Here is a 24,898-nt window from a genome sequence, read left to right on the forward strand (position 1 = left end):
GCACGCCCAGCAATGCATACATGACGTCCTGCGGGATCGATGCGGCAAAGCCCGCCGACACGCAGATGAACAGCGCCACCATCGCGATATGCAGCCGGAACTTGCGGGTCGAGGCGATGGCGGGGCCAACCCCTTCGCGAAAGGCCTGCTGGATGTTGGTGATCAGCGTCGGCAGGATCATCGCCGCCAGCGCCACGGGCGCCGTCATGATCGACCCGAAGACCGAGATCATGATCATCGGCATCGCAAACCCCACGGCGCCCTTCACGAACCCCGCAAAGCCCGTGACCGCCACGGCCGCCAAGAATTGCCACATTTCCAAACCGAACATGGCGGCACGCTAACTGCCGCATCGGCAAAGGAAAAGCCGCTTCTGCATCCCGTGCAACGTCGATGTCCACTGCGACATATTCGAACTTTGAATCGCCGTTATCCGCAAAATTGTTGCGCGTAGGTTCGCAAGCGTCTATCCATGCTGCAGTGCCGCAAAAGAGTGAAGCGATGAAAGACATGCAGCAACAGACCGCAACCGTCCTGACCGAGATCCAGGACCTGCTGACCCGCGCCACTGCCGCCTTGAAGGACCGGGTGGCCCCGTCGGGCCGCGTCGATGCCCAGCTGCTGGAGACCCATCAGCATGCAGCACATGCCCTGTCCTGGCTGGCCACCTATGTCGAATCGCTGAAACAGCTGCAGGCCTGGTCCGAACGCGTGAGGGGCCCGATCGAAGGGCTGATCGCGCAGATCGGCTTTGGCGAATACCTGACCCAGATCGCCCATGGCATCCCCATGAGCCAGACCGAATTCGCCCGCCTGTCCGACCTTGGGATCGACTGGACCCCGTCGGATGCCGCCGCTGCGCTGATGTCCGGGAACACCCCCCAAGCCCGCGCCGAACTGGCCGCGCTGATGGCGCAGAATCCCGGTGCGGCGACCTTTGGCGCAACCGGTCTGGACGAGGATCTGGACATGATCCGCGACCAGTTCCGGCGCTGGACCGATGACAAGGTCGTCCCCCATGCCCATGGCTGGCACCTGAAGGATCAGCTGATCCCGATGGAGATCATCGAGGAACTGGCCGAACTGGGCGTCTTTGGCCTGACCATTCCCGAAGATCAGGGGGGCCTGGGCATGTCCAAGGCCGCCATGGTGGTCGTGTCCGAGGAATTGTCGCGCGGCTATATCGGCGTGGGGTCGCTTGGCACCCGCAGCGAGATCGCGGCCGAATTGATCATCGGCGGCGGCACCGAAGCTCAGCAGGCCCATTGGCTGCCCAAACTGGCCAGCGGAGAGATCCTGCCCACTGCCGTCTTCACGGAACCCAATACCGGCAGCGATCTGGGGTCCCTGCGTACTCGCGCGGTCAGGGACGGCGACGACTGGCTGGTGACCGGCAACAAGACCTGGATCACCCATGCCGCGCGCACCCATATCATGACGCTGCTGGCCCGCACCGACCCAGACACCACCGATTACCGCGGTCTGTCGATGTTCATCGCCGAAAAGACGCCGGGCGACGATGCCGACCCCTTCCCCACCCCCGGCATGACCGGCGGCGAGATCGAGGTCTTGGGCTATCGCGGGATGAAGGAATACGAGCTGGGCTTTGACGGTTTCCGCGTGGCGGGCGACAACCTGCTGGGGGGCGAAACCGGCCAGGGCTTCAAGCAGCTGATGCAGACCTTCGAATCGGCCCGCATCCAGACCGCCGCCCGCGCGATCGGTGTTGCTCAAAACGCACTGGAACTGGGGCTGAAATACGCGCTGGACCGCAAGCAGTTCGGCAAGGCCCTGGTCGAATTCCCCCGCGTTGCCGACAAATTGGCCATGATGGCTGTCGAAATCATGATCGCGCGACAGCTGACTTATTTCAGTGCGTGGGAAAAAGATCACGGTCACCGTTGCGATCTGGAGGCAGGCATGGCCAAACTGCTGGGTGCCCGCGTTGCATGGTCCAGCGCCGACAATGCCCTGCAAATCCATGGTGGTAACGGTTTTGCGCTGGAATATCAGATCAGCAGGGTGCTGTGCGATGCGCGGATCCTGAACATCTTCGAGGGTGCGGCGGAAATTCAGGCCCAGGTGATCGCGCGCCGTCTTCTGGGATAACGCGCAGAAGGGTGGAACGGCATCTGGATTAGGGTTATTTCAGGTCAGTTTCGAATTCCCCCCCAAGGAGCCCGCCATGTCGTTCACCCTTCGCCCCACCTTCTTCGCTGCTGCCGCCGCGACACTGACCCTTGCCGCCTGTGCCCAGCAGCCCGCGGGCGATCCGATGGGTGGCATTCCGGCCAATGACTATGTTCTGGTCGGCATCGCCAACGGCACGGTGCCGCTGCGCAACATCACCATCACCGTGCGCCCCGAAGGCGTGTCGGGCCGCGGGCCGTGCAACGGCTATGCCGCCAAGAACACCGCCCAGCTGCCCGCCGTCGCCTTCGAGCCGCTGCAAACCACCGGTGTCAGCGACTGCAAGGATGCCGCCGTCGAGCAGCGCTTCTTCAACGCCCTGCAGCAGGCCAACGTGATGGAATATTACGGCGGCGTCCTGCGCATCAAGGGGCCGACCTGGCTGATCTTCGAAAGCGGCCGCCCCGCCAACCTGCAGACCGACGCCCTGTCGTCGGCGCGCGGAAACGAGTGATCAGACCGGCGGCTGGTCCCTCTCGCGGGCCAGCCGCCTGACCAGACGATCCCGCGCGGCGGGCAAATGGCGGCCGACCAGTTCGGCCCCCAGACGGTTTTCCAAGAAATGCCCGGTGATCGCCAGCCCGTCATGCAGGCCATGGGCGCGGTTCGTATCCGCGCCCTCCATGATGGCAGGCAGCGGGAACAGCCGCTCCGCCCATTCCCCCGCCCCTTCCCGGCTGACCGCGCGGCCCGATTTCGGACTGACATAGGCCAGACCGTCGCGCGCGCCCGTCACCGCACAGGATGACAGGTCCAGCCCGAAGCCCATCTCGTCCAGCAGGCGCATTTCCCAGGCCAGATACAGCGGTGCCCAATCCCCGCCCGCTTCGATCAGGTCCAGAAGGGCCTCGGTCTGTTCGACAAGCCGGGGATGGGGGTCGCGTTCGGGCAGGGCAAAGACCAGCAGCGCGCAGATGGCGTTCAGCCCGGCCAGCGACAGCGCATCGCCCATCAGGCCGGGACGCAGGCGCAGGGGTTCGGCGGTAATGGTGCCCAGCTGATCGGCTTGGCGCGCACGCCAGCGCAGGGCCAGCCGGGAACCGGGCTGCAACATCGCGGCCCGCGTCCGCGATGTTCCGCCAGGGACCACGCCGGCATGGCGGCCATGTTCCAGCGTCAGCACATCAATGATCACCGCCGTTTCGCCATGCGTACGGCGCGCGATCACCGTTCCTTCAGCCTGCCATTCCATCACCGCCTCCGATCCGAAGGGCAGCTTGCGACAGGCAGGGCCGCAGGGCCAGACGCCGCAGCGTTCCGCCCCCGCAATTTCGCGTCAGGCGACCAGTGTCGCGCCGCCTTCGGCATGGCGTTGGGCCATGTCGCGGCCCACGCGTCCCTTTACCAGCATTCGCGCGGGCGGGGCCTGGTGGTCATCATCGACCAGCATGGGGAACAGCGCCAGGATCTCCTCGCGCGCGGCGGGGCCGACCGACAGCAGGGCCTCGGGTCCGGTATAAAGCGATTCGGTCGGCGCCCCGTTCGAGACGACGATCTGGTGCTTGTCGAACAGGAAATGCGTATAGCCGACCCGGTCCAGATCATCGGCCAGGTCGATGCCCTCCAGCAGCGTCAACTGCTTGGCGGCGACCAGAACTTCGGTCGTGCCGAACATCTGCTGCGCGATGGCCGAACGGACCAGCACGCGATGCTGCGGCGACACCAGCAGGTCGGCCTGCGGCAGGCCACCGCCCAAGGCGCTGGCGCGGATGCGGATCGGTCGCATCCGGGGCATCGCGGCCAGATCGACATCGATGCATCCGATCCAGCGGATGGGTTGGGGACCGTCGTCCAGCGTCACGACCCTGTCACCCACGCGCAGATCCTAGACGGCCGCCTGGCCATCGGCGGTGCGGATCATCACGTCATCGGCAAAGCAGACGAAATTCGTCACCGGGCGATCCTGCGTGAAGGACACCGTCGTGCTGTTGTTGATGCCGTCCACGCGCAGGGACTGGATCGGTTTGGCCTCCAGCTTGGCGACGTCGGCGGCGGGGACCGAGGGCGCAAGATAGGTGTCGCCATTGGTCATCTGGATCACCCGCGCGGCGATCGTCGTCGTCGTCCCGTCCAGATAGGTCAACGTGGCGTTGTAATAGACCGCCGCGTCGTGGGTATAGGTTTCGGCCGTGCCATCCTTGTTCAGGTCGATGCGATAGGTGTCGTTGGCGGCGGTGTTGTTGTTGTCCATCACCCCTGCGACCCCGCCATTGTTGATGGTGGCGACCGAGAAGATCTGCTTTGACAGGGGCTGGGTGCTGGAACCAAAGGTGCGGCCCACCAGCAGCGACGCATCTTCGGAAGCGTTGTTTCCTTCGGTCGGATCAAGGACCTGCGTCAGTCTTCCAAGATAAAGGGCGTTCCACGTCGTTGGCATGAGATCAATCCAGTCATGTCAGTCAGAAATATCGAACGAAATGCGCCCCCATCAACCAAGGCACGGAACGCGCCTATCATGCGACAACCCGTGAGTGAAACAACCTGGGGTAGAAAGCTTGAAATGTGCCGCGCATGCGCAACTTTGCGGCGCGGCTGCATCACAGCCTTGAGCGCGGCCTATTGGATGCGCGCGGCAGTCGGTGCGATGGCCCGGCGACGGCGGCGCGCCTGTCCGACCAACGTCGCCGTATAGACGACCAGCGCCGCCCAGATCATCGGAAAGGCGATCAGCCGCGCCCCTTCGAAGGGTTCGCGGAACAGGATCACCGCGCAGAGGAAGATCATCGTGGGCGCGATGTATTGCAGGATGCCAATGGTGGACAGGCGGATCAGCTTGGCCCCGTTGGCGTAGAACAGCAGCGGGATCGCCGTGATCGGTCCGCAGGCGATCAGCATCACCGTGTCGAAAGTCGTGGTCCCGAAATGCGCCTGCCCCTGCAGCGCCTGCCAGATCAGGAACCCGGCGGCCAAAGGGGTCAGCAGCAGCACCTCCAGCGTGAAGCCCTGGTTGGGGCCAAGCGGCAGGCTCTTCTTGAAATAGGCATACATCCCCCAGCTGAGCGTCAGCCCCACCGCCACGATGGGCAGGCTGCCCGCGCTGACCGTCAGGATGATCACCGCGCAGGCCGCCAGCGCGATGGCCGCGTTCTGGCCGCGCGACAGGCGTTCGCGCAACAGCGTCGCCCCCAGGAACACGCTGAATAGCGGGTTGATGTAATATCCAAGCGCCGCGTCCAGCGCGTGGTCATGGGCGATCGCCCAGACATAGATCGTCCAATTGACCGAGATCAGGACCGCCGTCAGCGCCGCCATGCCCAGCATGCGCGGACTGCGCAGGGCGGCGCGCACCTCGGCGGTGCGGCCCTGCCAGATCAGCACGCCCGCCGCGATGGGCAGCGACCACAGCACGCGATGCGCAATGATTTCCGCTGCCGGCAAATGCGACAGCGCCTTCATGAAGACCGGCAGCACGCCCCAGATGGCATAGGCCGTGATCGCAAAGATCAGGCCCTTGGGCGAATCGGTCTGAGGGTCGGGAATGCTGCTCATGGCATGTGCATATTCTGCAATATGCAGCCGCGCCAGAACTTAGAACAGGCCGTCCTGATCCAGCAGGGTCCGCCCTTCGCGGCTCTCGATCTCCAGCACCCATAGGTCGGGGTCGCGGGACCGCTGGCGGGCGATGGCGGCGTCGATGTCGCGTTCGGGGCCGCCATCGACACGGACCCAGGGGCGGGTGTCGCTATCCATGTCCCATTCGCGCATCCACAGATCCGCCTGCCCGTCCAGGCGCGCGCATTTCACCGCGACCGCGCCTGCCGTGTCGTCGCCCCGCGCCGTCACATAGGCGGGGATGTTGGCCTGCCCCAGGCGCGCCAGATAGGCCGCGACCCAGATCCCGGCCGCCAGTCTTGCTTCAGGCATTCCCGTCGCGGAAATTCAGGCCCATCTCGTCATAGCGTTCGGCCTCGTTCAGCCAGTTCTCGCGGACGCGGACCTGCAGGAACAGGTGGCAGCGACGGCCCATGAACTCCTCCAGCTCGACCCGCGCGGCCTGGCCCACGGCCTTGATCGTCTCGCCGCCCTTGCCCAGCACGATGCCCTTGTGGCCCTGACGCGCGACATAGACGACCTGTTCGACCCGGGCGCTGCCATCGTCCTTTTCCTCCCAGGATTCGGTTTCCACCGTCAGCTGATAGGGGATTTCCTCATGCAGGCGCAGGGTCAGCTTTTCGCGGGTGATCTCGGCGGCGATCATGCGCATGGGCAGATCGGCGATCTGATCCTCGGGGTAGAGCCAAGGGCTGAGCGGCAGCGTTTCCGACAGCCAGCGGCGCAAACCGCCGCAGCCATGGCCGCGCTCGGCCGAGATCATGAAGGTTTCCACGAAGGGGAAGGCCGCGTTCATCTTGGCCGACAGTTCCAGCAGGGCCTCGGCCTTGACGCGGTCGATCTTGTTGATGACCAGCGCGACGGGGGTGTGTTCGGCAACCTGCGCCAGCTGTTCCAGGATGGCCTGGACCCCGTCGGTCAGACCGCGATGCGCCTCGATCAGCAACAGGACGATGTCGGCATCCGATGCCCCGCCCCATGCGGCGGCGACCATGCTGCGATCCAGGCGGCGCTTGGGGCGGAAGATGCCCGGCGTGTCCACAAAGACCAGTTGCGCGGGGCCGTTCACGGCGATGCCGCGAATGCGCGCGCGGGTCGTCTGTACCTTGTGCGTCACGATCGCGACCTTGGCGCCGACCATCTGGTTCAGCAGCGTCGATTTGCCGGCATTGGGTTCGCCGATCAGCGCAATGAAGCCGGCGCGGGTCGGGCCGTGATCCTCGGGGGTGTCAGTCGGGTCCAGATCCTGTGTCATGTCGTTCCTTCCAGCCGGGCCAGCAACGCCTGTGCGGCGGCCTGTTCGATGCTGCGTTTCGTTCCTGCGCCCTGCGCCTGGGCGTGACGCCCATCGGCCAGGCGGACGGTGATGCGGAAGACCGGCGCATGGTCGGGGCCGCTGCGTTCGGTCTGTTCATAGACGGGGGGTGGCATGCCTTGGGCCTGGGCCCATTCCTGCAGGGCGGTCTTGGCGTCGCGGCTGTCATCCTCGACCGTGGCCAGGCGGCGCTTCCAGTGGCGTAGCACGACGCTGCGGGCCGCGTCATAGCCGGCATCCAGATAGACGGCGGCCAGCACGGCCTCCATCCCGTCGGCCAGCAGCGCATCCTTGCGCCGCCCGCCCGACAGCATTTCCGAACGACCCAGCTTCAGCACCTCGCCCAGGCCGATCTGGCGGGCAATGGCGGCGCAGGTCTCGCCCTTGACCAGGGCGTTGTAGCGGGGCGCCATCTGGCCTTCGCTGGCCTTTTCATCGGCAAAGAACAGCGCCTCGGCCATGACCAGGCCCAGGACGCGGTCGCCCAGGAATTCCAGGCGCTGGTTGTCGGGGCGCGTGACGCTGGCGATCGAGCCATGGGTCAGCGCGCGCAGCAGCAGTTCGGGCCGCGCAAAGTCGTGGCCCAAGCGGTCCATGAAGGCGCGGATGTCGGCGCCGGGGGTCACTCCACCGCCTTGAAGAAGCGGTCCGGACGCCAGGTCCAGAAATACAACAGCGATCGTCCCGCCGACGAGAACATGATCCGGTCGGCCCGCCCGATCAGATATTCGGCAGGAACAAAGCCCAGGCCGCCAATTTCCTGCGGGAAACGCGAATCCTCGGAATTGTCGCGGTTGTCGCCCATGAAGAAATACTGGCCTTCGGGGACGGTGAAGGTCGGCGTGTCATCGGCCACCCAGCCATCGACGATGTTCAGGATCGAATGGCTGGCCCCGCCGGGCAGTTCCTCGGTCGCGCGCTGCTTGACGCAATCGCCGCCCTGTCCCACCGGATCGTTGACGCAGCGCGGCACCAGGCCCTGCGGGCCCTGCTGTTCCTTCGTCTCGACGAAATCGGGGGCCGGGGTGACGGGGACTTCCTTGCCGTTCAGCCACAGGCGACCGCCGCGCATCTGGACGGTATCGCCGGGCAGGCCGATGACGCGCTTGATGAAATCGACGTTGCGGGTCGGGTGGCGAAAGACGACCACGTCGCCGCGTTCGGGTTCGGACCCCAGGATCCGCCCCGAGATCGGGCAGGCCGAAAACGGGCATGACACGGCCGCATAGCCATAGGCCATCTTGTTCACGAACAGGAAGTCGCCGATCAGCAGCGTGTCCTTCATGCTGCCCGAAGGGATCCAGAAAGGCTGGAAGAACAGCGTGCGGAAGATGCCCGCGATGACAAGCGCCCAGAAGACGGTCTTGATCGTTTCCCAGATGCCGTCCTTTTTCGGGACCGTACTGTCGGCCATGATGTGTCCGTTCCTTCCTGGCACTTGTGCAGCCTGCCCGCACAGGCGTGTTCTTGATCCCCGACGGGGGGCAAAGTCAAGTCTGGGCGGGTCCGGGGCGGGCTTCGATCACCACGAAGGCCTGGGCCCAGGGATGGTCGTCGGTCAGGGTGACATGCACGACCGCGTGATGCCCCGCGGGCGTCATCGCCGCCAGTTTTTCGGCCGCCCACCCGGTCAGGGCCATGACCGGCTGGCCGCTGCGCAGGTTCGTCACCGCCATGTCGCGCCAGCTGATGCCCATGGCAAGCCCCGTGCCCAGGGCCTTGGAGCACGCCTCCTTGGCGGCCCACCGCTTGGCCAGGGTCCCGGCCTCGTCGGCGCGACGGGCGGCCTTGGCCAGTTCGGTGGGCGTGAACACCCGGTTGCGGAACCGGTCGCCAAAGCGGTCCAGCGTTCCCTGGATGCGGTCGATATTGGCCAGATCGGTGCCGATGCCCAGGATCATGCCGCGGCTCCGGATGGGTATTTGATCAAAGGAGAGATCACGCCCGCGCCGCGTCCATGCGCGCGCGCATTTCCCGGATGGCACCCTCCAACCCCAGGAAGACGGATTCCGAGATCAAGAAATGGCCGATGTTCAGTTCCCTGATCTGCGGGATCGCGGCGATGGGGGCGACGGTGTCATAGGTCAGGCCATGGCCCGCATGCACCTCGAGGCCGAGGCTGTCGGCCAGTTCGGCACCCCGGCGCAGCGCGTCCAGTTCCACGTCGCGTTCGGCGTGGCGGCCTTCGGTATCCAGATCGCAATAGGCGCCGGTATGCAGTTCGACCACTGCCGCGCCGATGCGGGCGGCGGCTCGGATCTGGGCAGGTTCGTGGCCGATGAACAGCGAGACCCGGCAGCCCGCCTCGCGCAGCGGCGCGATATAGCCGGCCAGCGCATTGTCGTTGCCCGCGACATCAAGGCCACCTTCGGTCGTGCGTTCCTCGCGCTTTTCGGGGACGATGCAGACGGCATGCGGGCGGTGGCGCAGGGCGATGGCCTGCATTTCCATTGTCGCGGCCATCTCGAAGTTCAGGGGCCGGGTCAGGTTGGCCATCAGCGCGTCGATGTCGGCGTCACTGATATGGCGGCGATCTTCGCGCAGATGGGCGGTGATGCCATCGGCGCCGGCTTGTTCGGCAATGCGGGCCGCGCGCAGGGGGTCGGGCCAGGGCGTGCCCCGGGCGTTCCGGATGGTGGCTACGTGGTCGATATTGACGCCAAGGCGCAGCATGGGATCCTCCGCAAGAGTTCGGGCGCAGTCTAGCGGGCCGGGGGCGGGGATGCCAGTTCGGTCGGCACCGCCCACCAGCCTTTGCGCCCAAGCGTCGCAGCGGCGGCTTCGGCGCGGGCTGCGCTGTCGAAGATGCCAAAACATGTGGCGCCCGACCCCGACATGCGGCTGAAGCCTGCCTCCAGACCGTCCAGCGCCTTCAGCACTTGCCCGATCACCGGGGCGACGGACATCGCCGGGGCCTGCAGGTCGTTGCGGGTGTCGCGCAGCCAAGCGATCAGTTCCCGCGCATCGGCGAAGGTCGGAATGGCAGGCAGGGGCGGATTGTCGCGTTTCGTCATGGCCGCAAAGATCTGAGGGGTCGGAATGGCGATGCCGGGATTGACCAGAACCAGGTGCAGCGCGGGAAGGTCGGCCAGCGGGGTGACGATCTGACCCACGCCCTGCATGCGCGCGGCCCGTGATCCGATGCAGACCGGCACATCGGCGCCCAGTCTTTCGGGCGCATCGGGCAAGGGATGCCCCATCCGTGCCAGGCCACGCAGGACCGCCGCCGCGTCGGCCGAGCCGCCGCCGATGCCCGACGCCACCGGCAGGTTCTTGGTCAGCCGGATCGCCGCCTGCCCCCCTGCCATCCGTGCCGCGCGCAGGCACAGGTTGTCGTCCTCGACCGCCAGTCCCCCTGCGAAGGGCCCATCGATGGACAGCGACAGCGGACCGGGCGTCAGCGCAATCCGGTCGCCCACCGCCGCAAAGCAGACCAACGAATCCAGCAGGTGATAGCCGTCATCCCGACGCCCCGTCACATGCAAGGCCAGGTTCAGCTTGGCCGGCGCATCGCCCCACAGCGGCGCGGCTGCGGTCATTCCGAGGCTTCGGTGGCGGGTTCCGGGACGTCGGGCTGGGGCAGCGGGGTTTCGGCATCCTTGCCTTCGTCCTCCAGCACCGCGGTCAGCCCGCGGTCCAGCTTGTCGCGGATGCGGTCCAGATCGACCTCGCCCGATCCGGCGGGGGCCAGCGACAGGGCACGCTTCCACTGGATCTGCGCCTCGCGCTTGCGGCCCACCATCCAATAGATGTCGCCTAGATGATCGTTCACCACCGGGTCCGACGCCATGGTGCCGATCGCCAGTTCCATCGGGGCCACCGCTTCCTCATACCGGCCAAGCCGGTAATAGGCCCAGGCCAGCGAATCCTGGATATAGCCGTCATCGGGCGACAGCTTGACGGCCTTTTCGATCATGGCCAGCGCACGGTCCAGGTTCTCGTTCCGGTCGATCCAGGAATAGCCCAGGTAATTCAGCAGGCTGGCCTGATCGGGGCGGATTTCCAGCGCGGCCAGCATGTCGGCCTCGGCGCGGTCGAACCGGCCCGCACGCTCCAGCGCGATGCCGCGGGCGTACAGCGGGAACCAGCGCACCTCGGCGGGCGCATCCTCCAGCAATTTCAGGGCCTTGTCATAGCTGGGGGTCGCTGCCTCATAGTTTTCCTTCTGGCGCATCACGTCGCCAAGCGCGATCCAGGCGGGCGCCATGTCGGGGTAGGCGGCGGTCAGGGCCAGCGCCGCCTTTTCCGCGGCATCGGTGCGGTCGGCACGCGCCAAGGCATCGATGCGCGACAGTTCGGCCTGCGGGCGCATCTGGCCCATGCGGCGGACGGTCTCGAATTCATCCTCGGCCAGGTCGAATTGCTGACGTTCCTGCAGGAACTGGGCGACCATCAAATGCGCCTCGGGGTTGTCGGGGGCGATCCAGACGGCCAGCCGCGCATGGATCAGCGACAGCGGCTCGGGATCGGCGCCACCCGACAGGGCGGATGCGAAGGACAGCAGCAGATGCGCGATGCCGTCCTTGGGGCCTTCAACCACGTCGAAGGCGATGGGTTCGTCATCCTGCAACTGCTGGCGCAGGGCGGCCAGCTGGGGTTCCTGATCGGCGCCGTTCAGGGTGTCCAGCAGGGCCAGCGCCTCGTCGCGACGATCCAGTTGGGCCAGGATCTGGACCTGCGACTGGATGCCCAGCAGATGGCCGTTCGCCTCGGAATCCTGCATCAGTGTGCTGGCGGCCTCGTAATCGCCGACCAGGGCGCGGGCCAGGGCCAGGTGATAGTTCACGATGGGCAGGATGTTGGCGTTCTGGCCCATCTCCTCGAAGGCTTCGATGGCGTCGGAGGCGCGGCCCGCGCCCAGCATTGCCCAGGCCCGGATGATGCCGTCCAGCAGATCGTCCTGCAGCGCGACGTCGGATTGCCGGTGTTCGTCGATGAAGGTGATCAGCGCGTCCCATTCGCCATTGCGGACCAGCTTGGCGCGACGCACCAGCCCGGCCAGTTCGGTGTAATGGTCCTGTTCGATCAGGCTGTCCGACAACGCGACGGCCTTGTCCACATCGCCCGCCGAGGTCAGGGCGACCAACGCGCTGTCCTGCAGATAGGTATCAGAGGGGTCCTTGGCGGCGGCCTGCGCAAAATACCGGGCGGCAGCGCGGAAATCATTGTCCACAGTCGCCAGACGAGCGGCCAGATAGGGGCCGGCCAAACCGGCGGTCAGCGGGGCCTTCGCGTCCGCTTCCTCATGCTGGGGACGGGCAGCCGGGCGCGTCTCGGTCTGTGCCCAGGCTGGCATGGCCAGACCGCCGGTCATCGACATCAGGACAGCGATCAGTGCCAGCCGCGAGGAAACCGGGCGAATTTTGGTCAGGGTCACGAAGGCGCCTTCCGGAAATCACATTTGCGTTTCCGCAAGCCTATCGGTCCGACAGGGGCGTCGCAACGCCCCCGCCTTGAACTGTGCATCACATGTTCGGGTAATTCGGCCCGTCGCCGCCCTGCGGGGTCGTCCAGACGATGTTCTGGCTAGGGTCCTTGATGTCGCAGGTCTTGCAGTGGACGCAGTTCTGAAAGTTGATGACAAAGCGCGGGCCATCGGCATCCTCCACCACCTCATAGACGCCTGCCGGGCAATACCGCTGCGCGGGTTCGGCATATTCCGGCAGGTTGATCGCGATTGGCACCGAGGGGTCGCGCAGCTTCAGGTGGCAAGGCTGGCTTTCCTCGTGGTTGGTAAAGCTGAAGGCGACGTTCGTCAGCCGGTCGAAGGACAGCTTACCATCCGGGCGCGGATAGTCGATCTTCGGGTAATCCTTGGCCTTGCCGGTGGCGGCGGCGTCGGTCTTGCCGTGCTTCCAGGTGCCAAAAGGGTTAAGACCGGTGACATTGGCGACCCACATGTCGATGCCGCCAAGCATCAGGCTGGCCGACAGGCCCAGGCGCGACCACATCGGCTTGACGTTGCGGACCTTCTTCAGGTCGGTGCCGATCACCCCGCCGCGCACGGCGCTGTCGTAATCCTCCAGCCGATCGCCTTCGCGGCCTGCTTTCAGGGCGGCGGCGGCGGCGTCTGCGGCCTCGATGCCCGAATGCATGGCGTTATGGTTGCCCTTGATGCGCGGCACGTTGACCATGCCCGCGCTGCAACCCAGCAGAACGCCACCGTCGAAGGACAGCTGCGGCAGCGACTGCCAGCCGCCCTCGCTGATGGCGCGCGCGCCATAGCTGATGCGCTTGCCGCCCTCCAGCAGCTCGGCCACCATCGGGTGGTGCTTGAAGCGCTGGAATTCCATGTAGGGATAGAGATGCGGGTTCTGATAGTTCAGGTGAACGACGAAGCCCACCAGAACCTGGTTGTCCTCCATGTGATAGATGAAGCTGCCGCCGCCCGCGTTCTTGCCCAGGGGCCAGCCCATGGTGTGGATCACGCGGCCCTTTTGGAACTTCTCGGGCGAGACCTCCCAGATCTCCTTCATGCCCAGGCCGAATTTCTGGGGGTCATGGCCGTCCGACAGGTTCAGCCGCGCCATGATGTCCTTGGCCAGCGATCCGCGCACACCTTCGGCGATGAAGACGTATTTGCCGTGCAGCTCCATCCCCGGCTCATAGCCGTCGCCGATGCTGCCATCGGGGTTGCGGCCGAATTCGCCCGCAACCACGCCCTTGACGCGATCACCGTCCCAGACCACCTGGCTGGCGGCCATCCCGGGGAAGATCTCGACGCCCAATCCCTCGGCCTGTTCGGCCATCCAGCGGCAGACATTGCCCATGCTGACGATGTAGTTGCCGTGGTTCGACATCAGGGGCGGCATCGGCCAGTTCGGGACGCGCATCTGCCCGCCCTCGCCCAGCACGAAGAAATTGTCGTCGGTCACGGGCGTGTTCAGCGGCGCGCCCTTTTCCTGCCAGTCGGGGATCAGCCGCGCCAGGCCCGACGGGTCCAGCACCGCCCCCGACAGGATATGGGCGCCGACCTCGGAGCCCTTCTCCAGCACCACGACAGAGATCTCGGGGTCGATCTGCTTCAGGCGGATCGCAGCCGAAAGACCCGCAGGCCCCGCGCCAACGATCACGACATCGTATTCCATCGATTCGCGTTCGATCCCGGTCTGATCAGTCATCCGCTGGTGCCCTCCCTGGCAATCTGGCAGGGACAGGATTAGCGCGGCTTGCCGACAGGGGCAATCGTGACGCGGCGAAGTGATAGGCCTATTGCCGCCTGATTGGCCAAGCAGGCTTGCATTGCTGTCGCTTTTGGGGTCACGATGCCTGCGAACAAGGTTCAGCGCCCCTGCCATCCGAATGGCGGGGGCGTTGCCTTAGGTTTTGCACGGAAACCGCATCCCATAAGGACAGGGCAGCGATGGATAAGATACCGATGACCCGCAAGGGCTGTGAACGGCTCGAGCTTGAGATGGGCCACCTGAAATCCAAGGAACGTCCGGCCATCATTCGCGCCATCGCCGAGGCGCGCGAACATGGCGATCTGTCGGAAAACGCCGAATACCATGCAGCCCGCGAAAAGCAGGGCTTCATCGAGGGCCGCATCAAGGAACTGGAAGGCATCCTGTCGCGCGCCGAGGTCTTCGACCCCGCCAAGCTGTCGGGCAGCATCAAGTTCGGCGCCACGGTCGATCTGGTCGACGAGGATACCGACGAGGAGCGCACTTACCAGATCGTCGGAGAGGCCGAGGCCGATATCGAGAATGGCCGCCTGAACGTCCGATCGCCCCTGGCCCGCGCCCTGATCGGCAAGGACGAGGGCGACAGCGTCGAGGTCGTGACCCCCGGCGGCCAGCGCAGCTACGAAATCATCGCGATCCGGTACGAGTGACCCCATGTCGGTGATTGCACGCATCTCAAGCCTGGCGACACGCGATCGCATCACCACCGTCGGCCTTGCGCTGACGGCGGGCTGGCTGTTCCTGGTGGCCCTGTTCTGGCTGCTGGCCCCCGGCGGCGAAGGGTCGGCCGGCGGCATCGCGCGCCTGGTGTCCACGGTGGGCGTCGTATTGCCCGTCGCGCTGGTCTGGATGGGGGTTTCCCTGGCGCGTCAGGTCGCGATCCTGCGCGCCGAGGCCGATGAACTGCGTACGCGCCTGAACCGTATGCGCGGCACGCCCGAGCCGGTCGGCGATACCGCCGAACCCGCGCCCGCCCGTGATCGCAAGCCCGCCCCCCTCGCGTCGGCTGCAAGGCCCGCGGCCCTGCCGACGCGACCGCGCCCCACGGCGCCCGAACCGGCATCCGCCCGTGCCGAAACCCGCGCGGATGCACCATCCGGCCAAGCCGTGGATTCCATCACGCTGATCCGGGCGCTGAACTTCCCCGACGGCCCCGAGGATCAGGACGCCATCGACGCCCTGCGCCTGGCGCTGAAGGACCCTGCCAATTCGCGGGTCCTGCGGTCGGCGCAAGACGTGGTCACGCTGCTGGCGGGGCGCGATGTCTATATGGACAACCTGCCCCCCGAACCCGCCCGCCCCGAGGTCTGGCGCCGCTTCGCCGCCGGGGAACGCGGCAGCGCGGTCGCTGCCCTGGGCGGTATCGACGATCCCGAGGCCATGGAGATCGCCGTCGGCATGCTGGAACAGGACGAGATCTTCCGCGACACGGCGCATCACTTCCTGCGCCATTTCGACGGCCTGATCGGTCGCGTCGTGCCGGATCTGGACGACATGCAGATCTCGGTCCTGGCCGACAGCCGCTCGGCGCGGGCCTTCATGCTGCTGGGGCGCGTGTCGGGGATCTTCGGCTAGGGGGCGATGTCGCGGTGCAGCACATGGACCTGCCCCCACCAGGGCAGGCCATAGCGCCCGCGACATTCCAGCCCAAAGCCAAGCGCCCGATAGAAATCAAGCGCGCCGGGGTTCGACGACCGGACCTCGGCGCGCAGACCCGCAAAGCCGCCCTGCCCTGCCAGCGCCAGTGCGCCTTGCACCAGCGCCCGCCCCAGGCCCATGCGCCGGTCGATCACGGTGATGCCGTCGATCACCAGGTCGCCCGTCGGTGGCGCAGGCCGATAGAGCCAGTCGCGCCATCCCCCGTCCTGCCGCCAAAAGCCGCCCTGCGCATCGCGCAGTCCCATCACCCCCAGCACCCGGTCCCGCCCGTCCAGCGCGACCAGCCCGCGCGTCGGATCATACCCGCCCCGCCCCGTCAGGTGCCCGCCGAAATGCCCTCCGAAATGCTCACGCCACAGCCGCGCCGCCTCGGGCAAGGCCTGTGGCGGGATCGGGCCCAGAATGCGGGCCGGTTCGGCTTGCCATGGGTTGCGCGTCATGCAAGCAAGGTGCCGCGAACAGCGACCAGACGAAAGTGCCATGTCACCCACGCCCCATCCCCGGCCCGACAATGGGCAAGCGCCCGCCGACGCGACCTCGGCCAAGGCACTGGCGCGCAGCCCAAGGGCCGCGTTTCTGCACGGCGTGACGCAATCCCTGCCCTTTCTGGTCGTCATCCTGCCATTCGCGGTGCTGTTCGGTGTCGTCGCCACCGAGGCCGGCCTGAACATTGCGCAAGTGATGGGATTTTCGGTGCTGGTCCTTGCGGGCGCCTCGCAGTTCACGGCGGTGCAGCTTTTGTCCGACAATGCGCCGACCATCGTCATCCTTCTGTCGGCATTGGCCGTGAACCTGCGGATGGCGATGTATTCGGCATCCCTGCTGCCTTGGCTGCGCGAGGCGACGGCGCGTCAGAAGGCTTGGGTCTCTTATGTGCTGATCGACCAGACCTATGCGCTGTCGATCCAGCATTACGAACGGCATCCCGGGCTGAGCATGCGCCAGAAACTGGCCTATTTCGCCGGAACGGCGCTGGTCCTATGCGCGCCCTGGATGGCGGGGACATGGGCAGGTGCGGCGCTTGGCGACATGATCCCGGAAGATATCGCGCTTGATTTCGCGCTGCCCATCACCTTCCTGGCGATGATCGCGCCGATGCTGCGGACGGTGGCGCATCTGGCGGCCTGTTTCGTGGCCATCCTGGCGGCGCTGCTGCTGGCGGGGCTGCCTTCGGGGCTGGGGCTGCTGATCGCGGCGCCCCTGGGGATGGCGACCGGCGCCATCATCGAGGCGCGCACCGAAGCGCGCGCGACACGTCAGGCGGGGCAATGACCATGCAGGCTTCGGCATTTCAGATCTGGCTGATCATCATCCTGCTGGGCATCGGGACATACCTGCTGCGCTGGTCGTTCCTAGGCGCCTTGGGCAATCGTGAACTGCCCGGATGGGTGATGCGGATGCTGCGCTATACGCCAGTTTCGGTCCTGCCCGCACTGGTCGCACCGCTGGTCGTCTGGCCCGCGGCGACAAACGGCGAAACCGACCCGTCGCGCATCGCGGCAGCGGCGGCCACCGTGGCGGTTGGGGTCATGACGAAGAACGTGATGCTGTCGATCGTGGCCGGGGCGATCACGCTCTTCGGGATGCTTTACGTCCTGGGATAACCCGTGATCGTCCCGTCCTTCTGCTGCAGCAGGACGTCATGGTTGTTGGCCGGATCGCCGTCCATGTTTTGACGGGACTGCACGTTCGGCAGGGTCAGGAACCAGTTGCGCAGCTTCAGCGGTGAAAAGCCTCGCGGCGCACCCTGAAACCCTGGCACGCCCGACAGGACGGTCCCCGTTTCCACGGCGCAGAAGCTCTTGTTGGCGGCGCCGTTGGCCTCGGCGCGGCGGATGGCGATGTCGGCCACCTCGCGCGGGACGAAGACGGTGTCCTCGGCGACGTAATAGGTCTCGCGCGCGTGGTAATCGATATAGAAGTTCTTGAAGTTGTCCGTGATCCCGTAAAGCACGTCGTGGCGTTCGGGGATGTCGGGGTGGCGCCAGCTGCCCGCCGGATCATAGATGACGCGCTGGCTGCCATTAATCAGCAGGGCGGAATGACCACCTTCGCCACGCGGGATCCCGATGACGGTCAGCAGCGTGATCGAAGGCGGCTGGTCGGACACGAAACGCGCCGCGCGCACCCGTTCGTCGCTGGCCCAGATATTGTCGGCGCCGCAGGCAGCCAGCACCGTGGGCAGCGCGGCTGCCAGGAAGACGCGTCTTTTCATGGCGATCAGGCGTTCGTCAGGGCCATGAAGATCAGCGCGGCCAGCGACAGGCAGATGACCCAGATGGTCGCACGGATGAAGCCTGCAAAGGTCTTCTGGTGTTCGGTGATATCCATCGTTCCGGGCGTGCTATAGGAATTGTCGCGTTTGTTCGTCATGACGTCACCTCAGTTTGGCGTTTTTTCTGCGATAGCGGAAACTTGACCGCCTGTCACGCCCCAGAGCGTCGCACCCCGGTTTTCACCGACAGCCTGGATCACGCCGGCGCGGTGCAGATGGTTGATATGGGCCACGGCCTCGACCAGGGCCAGGCCGAATTCCCCATCGCCGATGCGGCGCTTGAACAGCAGGTCGAAACAGCCGACCGCAGTGCGGGGCGCGACGGCCAGCGCGGCGGTCAGCCGGGTCAGAGCGGCGTGGTGGTTTTCGGTCATCTGGCGCAGGCGGAAGGGCAGCCCGGTGAAGGGCAGCTTGTGCCCCGGCAGGATCAGCTGATCCTCGCGCGCAAGGGTGGACAGACGCGCACAGCTTTCTAGCCATTCGCCCACGGGATCGGCGGCGGGTTCGGTCGGATAGACCCCCAGATTCGGAGAGATCGACGCCAGCAGCTGATCCCCCCCGATCACCAGATCGTCATCCAACGACCAGAAGGTGGCGTGGCAAGGCGCATGGCCATGCCCCATCGCCACGCGCCAGCGGCGCTGGCCAAAGGTCACGATGTCGCCCTCGGTCAGGCGGGTAAAGCCGACGGGCATCGGATGCACGACATCGGCAAAGTTGAAGGGCCGCGCCGCCGCGCGTTTGTCCAGCATCTCGGCGGGCATCCCGGCCTTGCGCCAGAAATCGACCTGCTGAGGACTGGCGATGGCCTGTTCGTCCAGCGTCAGCATGCGCGCGGTCAGCCAGGCGGTGCGGCTCATCAGCAGCTCGGCCCCGTCGGTGTCCATGAACCAGCCGAGCAGGCCCACGTGGTCGGGGTGATGATGGGTGCCGATCACCCGGTTGATGCGCCGCCCCTGCAGGGGTCCGGCGCGCAGATCGGTCCAGATGGCGCGGGCGCGCGTCGTGTCGAAACCGGTATCGACGATGGTCCAGCCATCGCCATCATCCAGCGCATAGACATTGACGTGATCCAGCGCCATCGGCAGCGGCAGGCGCAGCCACAGGACGCCGGGGGCAACGGTGACGGCGCCACCCTCGGGGGGCGGCGCCGGAAAGGGGGTCCGGATCACGCGGCGAAATCGCCGGCCAGGGCGGCGTCGCTGATGCCCGTCAGGTCGTCCAGGCCAGCCAGCGCCTCGGCCAGATCACCGGCATGGCGCGGCAGGACGCGGGCCATGAAGACCTGCGCCAGCGCCACATGCGCGGCGGTTCCGGCCTGGGCCGCGCGCAGGTGGTAATGCCCGCCCAAAACCCGCGCAAAGGCGGTCAGATAGGCGACCGCCCCGGCAAATCGGACCGGCATCTCGGCCTCCAGCAGGTTCTGGGTCGCCTCGCGCAGGGTCTCGGCGGCCTGCCACAGCTGGTGGGCCATTTCGGGATGGGCCGATTGCGCGGCGCGGGCACCGTCCGTCACCTCGTCCAGCAGGCGCATGGCGGCATCGCCCCCGTCGGCCAGCTTGCGACCGACCAGATCCATCGCCTGGATGCCATTCGTGCCTTCATAGATGGACGTGATGCGCACATCGCGTAGGTATTGGGCCGCCCCGGTTTCCTCGACATAACCCATGCCGCCATGCACCTGCACGCCCATGTCCGACACGCGGATGCCGACATCGGTGCCATAGGCCTTGGCGATGGGGGTCAGAAAGGCCGCGCGGGCGTTCTGGTCGGCGTCGCCCGTGGCGCGCGCCATATCGATGGCGGTGGCGCAGGCCAGACCGATGGCGCGGGCGGCAAAGATCTCGGCCCGCGCGGTGGCCAACATGCGGCGCACGTCGGGGTGCTGGATGATCGGGCCCATCTGGTTGCGGTCGGTGGCATAGGCGACGGCCTTCTGCAGCGCGGCCTCGGCCACGCCGATGCCCTGCATGCCGACGCCAAGGCGGGCGCAGTTCATCATGGTGAACATCGCGGCCATGCCCTTGTGTTCGGCACCGACCAGCCAGCCTTTGGCCCCTTCGAAGCTCATGACGCAGGTGGGGCTGCCGTGGATGCCCAGCTTTTCTTCCAGGCTGACGACCTTCAGATCGTTGGCGACGCCAGGATTGCCCTGATCATCGGGCAGGAATTTCGGCACCATGAACAGGCTGATCCCGCGTGTTCCCTTGGTCGCACCCGGCAGGCGCGCCAGCACCAGATGGCAGACATTGGCAGTGACGTCGCTGTCGCCCCAGGTGATATAGATCTTCTGCCCGGTGATCAGATAGCTGCCGTTACCCTGGGGTTCGGCCTTGGTCACCAGCGCGCCCACGTCGCTGCCTGCGCCCGGTTCGGTCAGGTTCATCGTGCCGGACCATTCGCCGCTGATCAGCTTGGGCAGATAGGCGGCCTTCAGTTCGTCGCTGGCGTGATGTTCCAGCGCCTCGATCTGCCCTTGGGTCAACAGCGGGTTCAGCTGCAGCGCCAGGCAGGCACCCGACATCATTTCCGCGACCGCCATGTTCAGCGCCTGCGGCAAGCCCATCCCGCCATATTCGGGATCGGCGGACACGCCGACCCAGCCCCCTTCGGCAATGGCGCGGAACCCGTCGGCAAAACCGGGCGAAGACCGCACCACGCCGTTTTCCAACCGCGCGGGATGGGCATCGCCCGCCATGTTCAGGGGCGCCAGAACGTGCGTGGCCAGCTTGCCGGCCTCGGACAGGATGGCGCTGGCGGTTTCGGATGTCGCCTCGGCGAAGCGGTCGGTTCCGGCAAGCTCCGCGAAGGGCACGACATGGGTCAGGATGAAGTCGATCTGCTCGACTGGTGCCTTGTAGCTCATCGGGTCCTCCTCCAAGCGCCTTGGCATCCCGGGCCGGCGCGACTATCAGAACGGTCAGGCGGCATCTTGGGCCGCGATCCGATCAGGCTCAACCGAAACCCCGCGTCACGCATGTACACCCTTCGACTGACCCCGGATGCAGACGGCCTGTCGCGCGCCAGCGCGCTGCTGTCGGCTGGCCGGACCGTCGCCATCCCGACCGAGACCGTCTATGGCCTGGCCGCCGACGCCCGCAACGGCGAAGCGGTCGCCCGCATCTATCAGGCCAAGGGCCGGCCCAGCTTCAACCCGCTGATCGTCCACCTGCCCGACGCCCGCGCCGCGGCTGCGATCGCCACAATGCATCCGCAGGCGCAGGCGCTGGCCGATGCTTTCTGGCCCGGCGCATTGACCATGGTGTTGCCGCTGCGTCCCGACGCGGGCATCGCCTCGCTGGTGACGGCGGGGTTGGCGACCATCGGGCTGCGCGTTCCGGCCCATCCGACGGCCCGCGCGTTGCTGCGCGATTTCGGGGGCCCGCTGGCCGCGCCCTCGGCCAATGCATCGGGCCGTATCAGCCCGACCAGCGTCGATCATGTGCTGTCCCCGGATGGCGGGCTGGACGGGCGCATCGCGGCTGTTCTGGATGCGGGTCCCTGCGAAGTGGGTGTCGAATCCACCATCATCGGCTGGCCCGATGGCATCCCCACCCTGCTGCGCCCCGGCGGCATCCCCGCCGAGGCGATCGAGGCCGTCCTTGGCACCCCCCTGACCCGCCACGATGGTGATCCTGTCGCGCCGACCGCCCCCGGTCAGCTGACCAGCCATTATGCCCCGAACGCGGCCCTGCGCCTGGACGCGGACCCACGTCCCGGCGAAACGCATCTGTCCTTCGGGAGCCCCGGCCCCTTCAGCCTCTCCGATGACGGCGATCTGGCGCAGGCGGCGGCGCGTCTGTTCGACCTGCTGCGCCGGGCCGATGCCCTGGGACGGCCGATCTCGGTCGCGCCCATCCCGCGACACGGTCTGGGCGCGGCCATCAACGACCGGCTGCAGCGCGCGGCAGCCCCGCGCGGTTAGGTAGGGGCCGGACCCCGCCGCCCTTACAATCCAAGCGAGTTGTAGACGTTCGAGATCCGACGGATCGCCACCACATAGGCCGCGGTGCGCATGTCGTCGACCTTGGCGTTGTTCATCCAGACCTCCTTCATCTTCTTGAAGGATTCGCGCATCGTGTCGTCCAGCCCCGACCGCACCAGGTCCAGTTCGTCCGCGCCGTGCAGGAAGGATTCCTTGAACCCGCGCGCCAATTCGAAATTCGTGCCCGTATCGGCCGAGATCCGCTCCAGCTCCTCGATCAGCATGCGGGCGCGGGCTTCCTCGTGGCGGCGTTCCAGGCGGCCCAGGCTGATCTGGGACAGGTTCTTGACCCATTCGAAATAGGACACCGTCACGCCGCCCGCGTTGGCATACATGTCGGGGATGATGACCACGCCACGGCGGCGCAGGATCTCGTCGGCATCAGCGGTGACGGGACCGTTGGCAGCCTCGATGATCAGCTTGCAGCGGATGCGTTCGGCATTGTCGCCGTCGATGACGCTCTCGATGGCGGCGGGGATCAGGATGTCGCATTCGTCTTCCAGCGCGCGCAACCCGTCATCGCTGTAATCGCCACCGGCAAAGCCCTTGACGCCCCCAGTCGCGCGAATGTGGCCGCGCAGCGCGTCGATATTGATGCCCTGGGGATTGCGGATGACGCCGTCGCGCTCGATGACGCAGGTGACCAGGCACTGATCCTCGGCCGACAGGAACTGGGCGGCGTGATAGCCCACATTGCCCAGGCCCTGCACGACGACGCGCTTGCCCGCCAGAACGCCCGTCAGCCCCGCCTTGGTCATCACGTCGCCATGGCGGAAAAACTCGCGCAGCGCGTATTGCACGCCCCGGCCCGTCGCCTCGACCCGACCGTCGATGCCGCCCGCAGTGCGCGGCTTGCCGGTGACGCAGGCCTTGGCGTTGATGTCGTCGGGATGCAGGCGCTTGTAGGCATCGGCCATCCACGCCATCTCACGCTCACCCGTGCCCATATCGGGCGCCGGCACGTTCTGCGACGGAGAGATCAGGTTGCGGCGCGACAGCTCATAGGTGAAGCGGCGGGTGATCCGCTCCAGCTCGTCCTCGTTCCAGGCGCGCGGATCAATGCAGAGGCCCCCCTTGGACCCGCCGAACGGCACCTCGACCAGTGCGCATTTGTAGGTCATCAGGGCCGCCAGCGCCTCGACCTCGTCCTGGTTCACGTCCAGCGAATAGCGGATGCCGCCCTTGACCGGTTCCATATGTTCCGAATGCACCGACCGATAGCCGGTGAAGGTGTGGATCTGGCCGCGCAGCCGGACCCCGAAGCGCACTGTGTAGGTCGAGTTGCAGACCCGGATCTTCTCCTCCAGCCCCGGCGACAGCTCCATCAGACCGGCAGCGTGGGTGAACATCTTCTCGACTGATTCGCGGAACGAGATCCTGTGGGCCATGGCAGCTTTCCTCCTGAATGACGGCGTCATGTTTGCACTGCCCAAGGCTAAGGCAATCCGCCCGTCACCGCCACCACGGAACGGCCCGCGCGCGGGGCTGTGACATTCCTGCGATGATCGAAACGTGATTGACGCGGCGGGTTCTCATGCGCGGGGTTGGCGCGTAGTGTCGGGACAAAACAAGGGCCCGGTTTCAGGGCCGGCAGGGAACAGCAGGACATGATCCGTCACATCTGGATTTCGCGGGCCGCCGTTGCGGCCCTTGGCCTGGCCGCACTGGCAGGCTGCAATCGCATGCCGCCCATGGCACCCGTCCAGGGCGTGGCGCCGGTCCAGGGCGCTGCTCAGGCGCCCGGATACGGCTATGCCCCGGCGGCGGGCTATGGTGCGCCGCAACCCGTCGCGCCGGTGCCCGCCCCGATGCCGATCCCGGTTTCGGACCCCGCGCCCGCGCCCGCGCCTGCGCAAGGCATCAGCGGGCTGACCGAACGCAAGCCCGACCTTTGCGGGGCGGCCAAGATCGCGGATGCGGTGGGCAAGCCCTCCAGCGTGATCCCGACGCTTGGCTTGACGCGCGACTATCGCATCGTCGAATATCGCGGGATCGAGGCGCAGGTCTATGTCCCCAACCGCGTCGTCTTCCGTCTGGACGAGGCCGGCACCATCACAAGCATCGATTGCGGATGACCCCCATGACCCGATTTGCGACCACCCGTCTTGTCCTGGCCATCGCGGCCCTGCCACTGCTGGCCGCCTGCCAGCCCGCCCCCGAAACGCCCGATCAGCCCGATCTGTGCGGCGCGTCGGGGTTCCAAGGGCTGATGGGCCAGAACCGCACCGCGCTGGACCAGTTGACCCTGCCGCAGGGCACCCGCGTCGTCGGGCCCGACGACATGGTCACCGCCGATTACCGCACCGACCGGCTGAACATCGAATATGACCGCAAGGGCATCATCCACAAGATCGGCTGCTACTGATCGTTGATCTGCACCGGCGTGCTGTGCCACCATCGCGTGATGAACGCACAGCCGCCGATCCAGCCGATCCCCGATCAGGTCGTCTTCGACCGCAAGGAACTGAACCTGATCTTGTCCACCTATGGCCGCTTCGTGGCGGCCGGTGAATGGCGCGATTACGGCATGTCCTTCCTGCGTGACGTGGCGATCTTCAGCGTCTTTCGCCGCGCCGCCGAGCATCCCCTGTACCGCATCGAAAAACGACCGCGGCTGCGCAATGCGCAGGGGCAATATGCCGTCATCGCCATGGATGGCCGCATCCTGAAGCGCGGGCATGATCTGGCGACCGTGCTGCGGGTGCTGGACCAGAAGCTGATCCGCCCCATCGAATGAG

28 protein-coding genes and 2 pseudogenes are annotated in these 24,898 nt (G+C 66.4%); 10 read left to right on the forward strand and 20 right to left on the reverse strand.

Translation table 11 applies throughout. From position 1 onward, the window contains the following. Window positions 1–331 (reverse strand): annotated as a pseudogene (locus DKT70_RS06500) (sulfite exporter TauE/SafE family protein); the annotation flags it as partial. 179 nt (window positions 332–510) lie between these two features. On the opposite strand from DKT70_RS06500, the gene DKT70_RS06505 reads away from it, so the two are divergent. Both DKT70_RS06505 and DKT70_RS06510 read left to right on the forward strand, forming a co-directional pair. Continuing rightward, window positions 511–2,109: an acyl-CoA dehydrogenase family protein gene (locus tag DKT70_RS06505; protein WP_233490454.1), complete on the forward strand. Its 1,599-nt coding sequence runs from the start codon at window positions 511–513 to the stop codon at window positions 2,107–2,109. A 76-nt stretch (window positions 2,110–2,185) separates the two neighbouring features. After that, complete coding sequence (locus tag DKT70_RS06510) at window positions 2,186–2,644, forward strand: META domain-containing protein (RefSeq protein WP_111558391.1); 459 nt, start codon at window positions 2,186–2,188, stop codon at window positions 2,642–2,644. Here DKT70_RS06510 and recO read toward each other — a convergent pair whose 3' ends face one another. The 13 genes and pseudogenes from recO to DKT70_RS06570 form a co-directional block, all read right to left on the reverse strand. After that, window positions 2,645–3,385: a DNA repair protein RecO gene (gene recO / locus DKT70_RS06515; RefSeq protein WP_199559543.1), complete on the reverse strand. Its 741-nt coding sequence runs from the start codon at window positions 3,383–3,385 to the stop codon at window positions 2,645–2,647. 81 nt (window positions 3,386–3,466) lie between these two features. Next, complete coding sequence (locus tag DKT70_RS18315; protein ID WP_233490455.1) at window positions 3,467–4,006, reverse strand: Hint domain-containing protein; 540 nt, start codon at window positions 4,004–4,006, stop codon at window positions 3,467–3,469. Between the two features lie 9 nt (window positions 4,007–4,015). Beyond that, on the reverse strand, window positions 4,016–4,567 hold the full coding sequence (locus DKT70_RS18320) for a hypothetical protein (RefSeq protein ID WP_233490456.1): 552 nt from the start codon (window positions 4,565–4,567) through the stop codon (window positions 4,016–4,018). 179 nt (window positions 4,568–4,746) lie between these two features. Then, window positions 4,747–5,679, reverse strand: a complete 933-nt coding sequence (gene rarD, locus DKT70_RS06525; protein ID WP_111558393.1) for an EamA family transporter RarD — start codon at window positions 5,677–5,679, stop codon at window positions 4,747–4,749. Between the two features lie 39 nt (window positions 5,680–5,718). Further along, on the reverse strand, window positions 5,719–6,054 hold the full coding sequence (locus DKT70_RS06530; protein WP_111558394.1) for a DUF1491 family protein: 336 nt from the start codon (window positions 6,052–6,054) through the stop codon (window positions 5,719–5,721). Next, on the reverse strand, window positions 6,047–6,997 hold the full coding sequence (gene era, locus DKT70_RS06535) for a GTPase Era (RefSeq protein ID WP_072295805.1): 951 nt from the start codon (window positions 6,995–6,997) through the stop codon (window positions 6,047–6,049). Before era ends, DKT70_RS06530 begins: the two co-directional genes overlap by 8 nt. Further along, window positions 6,972–7,653 (reverse strand): annotated as a pseudogene (gene rnc, locus DKT70_RS06540) (ribonuclease III). The gene era and the pseudogene rnc overlap by 26 nt, the downstream one beginning before the upstream one ends. A gap of 26 nt (window positions 7,654–7,679) precedes the next feature. Continuing rightward, window positions 7,680–8,471 (reverse strand): signal peptidase I, encoded by a 792-nt coding sequence (lepB, locus tag DKT70_RS06545; RefSeq protein ID WP_111558396.1) that lies wholly within the window; start codon window positions 8,469–8,471, stop codon window positions 7,680–7,682. Window positions 8,472–8,547: 76 nt separating this feature from the next. After that, window positions 8,548–8,958 carry a holo-ACP synthase gene (acpS, locus tag DKT70_RS06550; protein WP_111558397.1) on the reverse strand — a complete coding sequence of 137 codons (411 nt, stop codon included), beginning with the start codon at window positions 8,956–8,958 and terminating at the stop codon, window positions 8,548–8,550. A 37-nt stretch (window positions 8,959–8,995) separates the two neighbouring features. Continuing rightward, window positions 8,996–9,730 carry a pyridoxine 5'-phosphate synthase gene (locus tag DKT70_RS06555; protein ID WP_111558398.1) on the reverse strand — a complete coding sequence of 245 codons (735 nt, stop codon included), beginning with the start codon at window positions 9,728–9,730 and terminating at the stop codon, window positions 8,996–8,998. A gap of 29 nt (window positions 9,731–9,759) precedes the next feature. After that, on the reverse strand, window positions 9,760–10,596 hold the full coding sequence (locus tag DKT70_RS06560) for a 4-(cytidine 5'-diphospho)-2-C-methyl-D-erythritol kinase (RefSeq protein WP_111558399.1): 837 nt from the start codon (window positions 10,594–10,596) through the stop codon (window positions 9,760–9,762). Then, a complete protein-coding gene (locus tag DKT70_RS06565) occupies window positions 10,593–12,434 on the reverse strand; it encodes a tetratricopeptide repeat protein (protein ID WP_111558400.1) in 1,842 nt (613 codons plus the stop codon). The genes DKT70_RS06560 and DKT70_RS06565 overlap by 4 nt, the downstream gene beginning before the upstream one ends. 88 nt (window positions 12,435–12,522) lie before the next feature. Beyond that, complete coding sequence (locus DKT70_RS06570; protein WP_111558401.1) at window positions 12,523–14,178, reverse strand: electron transfer flavoprotein-ubiquinone oxidoreductase; 1,656 nt, start codon at window positions 14,176–14,178, stop codon at window positions 12,523–12,525. A gap of 242 nt (window positions 14,179–14,420) precedes the next feature. Between DKT70_RS06570 and greA the strand changes: the two genes are divergently transcribed. Next, entirely contained in the window at window positions 14,421–14,891 is a 471-nt protein-coding gene (gene greA / locus DKT70_RS06575; RefSeq protein WP_072295799.1) for a transcription elongation factor GreA, read from the forward strand. Between the two features lie 4 nt (window positions 14,892–14,895). Then, window positions 14,896–15,816, forward strand: coding sequence for a hypothetical protein (locus DKT70_RS06580; protein ID WP_111558402.1), 921 nt, complete (start codon window positions 14,896–14,898; stop codon window positions 15,814–15,816). On the opposite strand, the gene DKT70_RS06585 is transcribed toward DKT70_RS06580, so the two are convergent. Continuing rightward, a complete protein-coding gene (locus DKT70_RS06585) occupies window positions 15,813–16,340 on the reverse strand; it encodes a GNAT family N-acetyltransferase (protein WP_158529960.1) in 528 nt (175 codons plus the stop codon). The genes DKT70_RS06580 and DKT70_RS06585 overlap by 4 nt on opposite strands. Window positions 16,341–16,380: 40 nt before the next feature. On the opposite strand from DKT70_RS06585, the gene DKT70_RS06590 reads away from it, so the two are divergent. Next, a complete protein-coding gene (locus DKT70_RS06590; protein ID WP_111558403.1) occupies window positions 16,381–17,172 on the forward strand; it encodes an AzlC family ABC transporter permease in 792 nt (263 codons plus the stop codon). 2 nt (window positions 17,173–17,174) lie between these two features. Continuing rightward, complete coding sequence (locus DKT70_RS06595) at window positions 17,175–17,504, forward strand: AzlD domain-containing protein (protein ID WP_111558404.1); 330 nt, start codon at window positions 17,175–17,177, stop codon at window positions 17,502–17,504. On the opposite strand, the gene DKT70_RS06600 is transcribed toward DKT70_RS06595, so the two are convergent. The 4 genes from DKT70_RS06600 to DKT70_RS06615 are packed head-to-tail and all read right to left on the reverse strand — an operon-like array spanning window position 17,489 to window position 21,041. Further along, on the reverse strand, window positions 17,489–18,115 hold the full coding sequence (locus DKT70_RS06600; RefSeq protein WP_111558405.1) for a hypothetical protein: 627 nt from the start codon (window positions 18,113–18,115) through the stop codon (window positions 17,489–17,491). The genes DKT70_RS06595 and DKT70_RS06600 overlap by 16 nt on opposite strands. A gap of 5 nt (window positions 18,116–18,120) precedes the next feature. Then, window positions 18,121–18,273 carry an aa3-type cytochrome c oxidase subunit IV gene (locus tag DKT70_RS06605; RefSeq protein ID WP_111558406.1) on the reverse strand — a complete coding sequence of 51 codons (153 nt, stop codon included), beginning with the start codon at window positions 18,271–18,273 and terminating at the stop codon, window positions 18,121–18,123. 9 nt (window positions 18,274–18,282) lie between these two features. Then, complete coding sequence (locus DKT70_RS06610) at window positions 18,283–19,347, reverse strand: MBL fold metallo-hydrolase (RefSeq protein WP_233490457.1); 1,065 nt, start codon at window positions 19,345–19,347, stop codon at window positions 18,283–18,285. Further along, window positions 19,344–21,041, reverse strand: coding sequence for an acyl-CoA dehydrogenase (locus DKT70_RS06615; RefSeq protein WP_111558407.1), 1,698 nt, complete (start codon window positions 21,039–21,041; stop codon window positions 19,344–19,346). Before DKT70_RS06615 ends, DKT70_RS06610 begins: the two co-directional genes overlap by 4 nt. Window positions 21,042–21,152: 111 nt before the next feature. On the opposite strand from DKT70_RS06615, the gene DKT70_RS06620 reads away from it, so the two are divergent. Continuing rightward, window positions 21,153–22,100 (forward strand): L-threonylcarbamoyladenylate synthase, encoded by a 948-nt coding sequence (locus tag DKT70_RS06620; RefSeq protein ID WP_111558408.1) that lies wholly within the window; start codon window positions 21,153–21,155, stop codon window positions 22,098–22,100. Between the two features lie 23 nt (window positions 22,101–22,123). Here DKT70_RS06620 and DKT70_RS06625 read toward each other — a convergent pair whose 3' ends face one another. Next, complete coding sequence (locus DKT70_RS06625; protein WP_111558409.1) at window positions 22,124–23,548, reverse strand: Glu/Leu/Phe/Val family dehydrogenase; 1,425 nt, start codon at window positions 23,546–23,548, stop codon at window positions 22,124–22,126. A gap of 219 nt (window positions 23,549–23,767) precedes the next feature. On the opposite strand from DKT70_RS06625, the gene DKT70_RS06630 reads away from it, so the two are divergent. The 3 genes from DKT70_RS06630 to DKT70_RS06640 are packed head-to-tail and all read left to right on the forward strand — an operon-like array spanning window position 23,768 to window position 24,897. Continuing rightward, a complete protein-coding gene (locus DKT70_RS06630) occupies window positions 23,768–24,235 on the forward strand; it encodes a hypothetical protein (protein ID WP_233490458.1) in 468 nt (155 codons plus the stop codon). Window positions 24,236–24,240: 5 nt separating this feature from the next. Further along, complete coding sequence (locus tag DKT70_RS06635; RefSeq protein WP_111558537.1) at window positions 24,241–24,525, forward strand: I78 family peptidase inhibitor; 285 nt, start codon at window positions 24,241–24,243, stop codon at window positions 24,523–24,525. A gap of 39 nt (window positions 24,526–24,564) precedes the next feature. Further along, on the forward strand, window positions 24,565–24,897 hold the full coding sequence (locus tag DKT70_RS06640) for a DUF2794 domain-containing protein (protein WP_111558538.1): 333 nt from the start codon (window positions 24,565–24,567) through the stop codon (window positions 24,895–24,897). Window position 24,898 lies beyond the last annotated feature (1 nt).

The sequence above is a fragment of the Paracoccus sediminilitoris genome (assembly GCF_003259195.1).
Classification (GTDB): domain Bacteria; phylum Pseudomonadota; class Alphaproteobacteria; order Rhodobacterales; family Rhodobacteraceae; genus Paracoccus; species Paracoccus sediminilitoris.

What these genes read in the sequence shown, in the direction of transcription:
- DKT70_RS06585 (WP_158529960.1), bottom strand. Translation starts at nt 16,340, where the DNA reads ATGACGCGCAACCCATGGCAAGCCGAACCGGCCCGCATTCTGGGCCCG.
- DKT70_RS06505 (WP_233490454.1), top strand. Translation starts at nt 511, where the DNA reads ATGCAGCAACAGACCGCAACCGTCCTGACCGAGATCCAGGACCTGCTG.
- acpS (WP_111558397.1), bottom strand. Translation starts at nt 8,958, where the DNA reads ATGATCCTGGGCATCGGCACCGATCTGGCCAATATCGACCGCATCCAG.
- DKT70_RS06590 (WP_111558403.1), top strand. Translation starts at nt 16,381, where the DNA reads ATGTCACCCACGCCCCATCCCCGGCCCGACAATGGGCAAGCGCCCGCC.
- DKT70_RS06600 (WP_111558405.1), bottom strand. Translation starts at nt 18,115, where the DNA reads ATGAAAAGACGCGTCTTCCTGGCAGCCGCGCTGCCCACGGTGCTGGCT.
- DKT70_RS06640 (WP_111558538.1), top strand. Translation starts at nt 24,565, where the DNA reads ATGAACGCACAGCCGCCGATCCAGCCGATCCCCGATCAGGTCGTCTTC.
- DKT70_RS06595 (WP_111558404.1), top strand. Translation starts at nt 17,175, where the DNA reads ATGCAGGCTTCGGCATTTCAGATCTGGCTGATCATCATCCTGCTGGGC.
- DKT70_RS06605 (WP_111558406.1), bottom strand. Translation starts at nt 18,273, where the DNA reads ATGACGAACAAACGCGACAATTCCTATAGCACGCCCGGAACGATGGAT.
- DKT70_RS06615 (WP_111558407.1), bottom strand. Translation starts at nt 21,041, where the DNA reads ATGAGCTACAAGGCACCAGTCGAGCAGATCGACTTCATCCTGACCCAT.
- DKT70_RS06560 (WP_111558399.1), bottom strand. Translation starts at nt 10,596, where the DNA reads ATGACCGCAGCCGCGCCGCTGTGGGGCGATGCGCCGGCCAAGCTGAAC.
- DKT70_RS06620 (WP_111558408.1), top strand. Translation starts at nt 21,153, where the DNA reads ATGTACACCCTTCGACTGACCCCGGATGCAGACGGCCTGTCGCGCGCC.
- lepB (WP_111558396.1), bottom strand. Translation starts at nt 8,471, where the DNA reads ATGGCCGACAGTACGGTCCCGAAAAAGGACGGCATCTGGGAAACGATC.
- DKT70_RS06635 (WP_111558537.1), top strand. Translation starts at nt 24,241, where the DNA reads ATGACCCGATTTGCGACCACCCGTCTTGTCCTGGCCATCGCGGCCCTG.
- DKT70_RS18320 (WP_233490456.1), bottom strand. Translation starts at nt 4,567, where the DNA reads ATGCCAACGACGTGGAACGCCCTTTATCTTGGAAGACTGACGCAGGTC.
- DKT70_RS06530 (WP_111558394.1), bottom strand. Translation starts at nt 6,054, where the DNA reads ATGCCTGAAGCAAGACTGGCGGCCGGGATCTGGGTCGCGGCCTATCTG.
- DKT70_RS06555 (WP_111558398.1), bottom strand. Translation starts at nt 9,730, where the DNA reads ATGCTGCGCCTTGGCGTCAATATCGACCACGTAGCCACCATCCGGAAC.
- DKT70_RS06570 (WP_111558401.1), bottom strand. Translation starts at nt 14,178, where the DNA reads ATGACTGATCAGACCGGGATCGAACGCGAATCGATGGAATACGATGTC.
- greA (WP_072295799.1), top strand. Translation starts at nt 14,421, where the DNA reads ATGGATAAGATACCGATGACCCGCAAGGGCTGTGAACGGCTCGAGCTT.
- rarD (WP_111558393.1), bottom strand. Translation starts at nt 5,679, where the DNA reads ATGAGCAGCATTCCCGACCCTCAGACCGATTCGCCCAAGGGCCTGATC.
- era (WP_072295805.1), bottom strand. Translation starts at nt 6,997, where the DNA reads ATGACACAGGATCTGGACCCGACTGACACCCCCGAGGATCACGGCCCG.
- DKT70_RS06510 (WP_111558391.1), top strand. Translation starts at nt 2,186, where the DNA reads ATGTCGTTCACCCTTCGCCCCACCTTCTTCGCTGCTGCCGCCGCGACA.
- DKT70_RS06580 (WP_111558402.1), top strand. Translation starts at nt 14,896, where the DNA reads ATGTCGGTGATTGCACGCATCTCAAGCCTGGCGACACGCGATCGCATC.
- DKT70_RS06625 (WP_111558409.1), bottom strand. Translation starts at nt 23,548, where the DNA reads ATGGCCCACAGGATCTCGTTCCGCGAATCAGTCGAGAAGATGTTCACC.
- DKT70_RS06630 (WP_233490458.1), top strand. Translation starts at nt 23,768, where the DNA reads ATGATCCGTCACATCTGGATTTCGCGGGCCGCCGTTGCGGCCCTTGGC.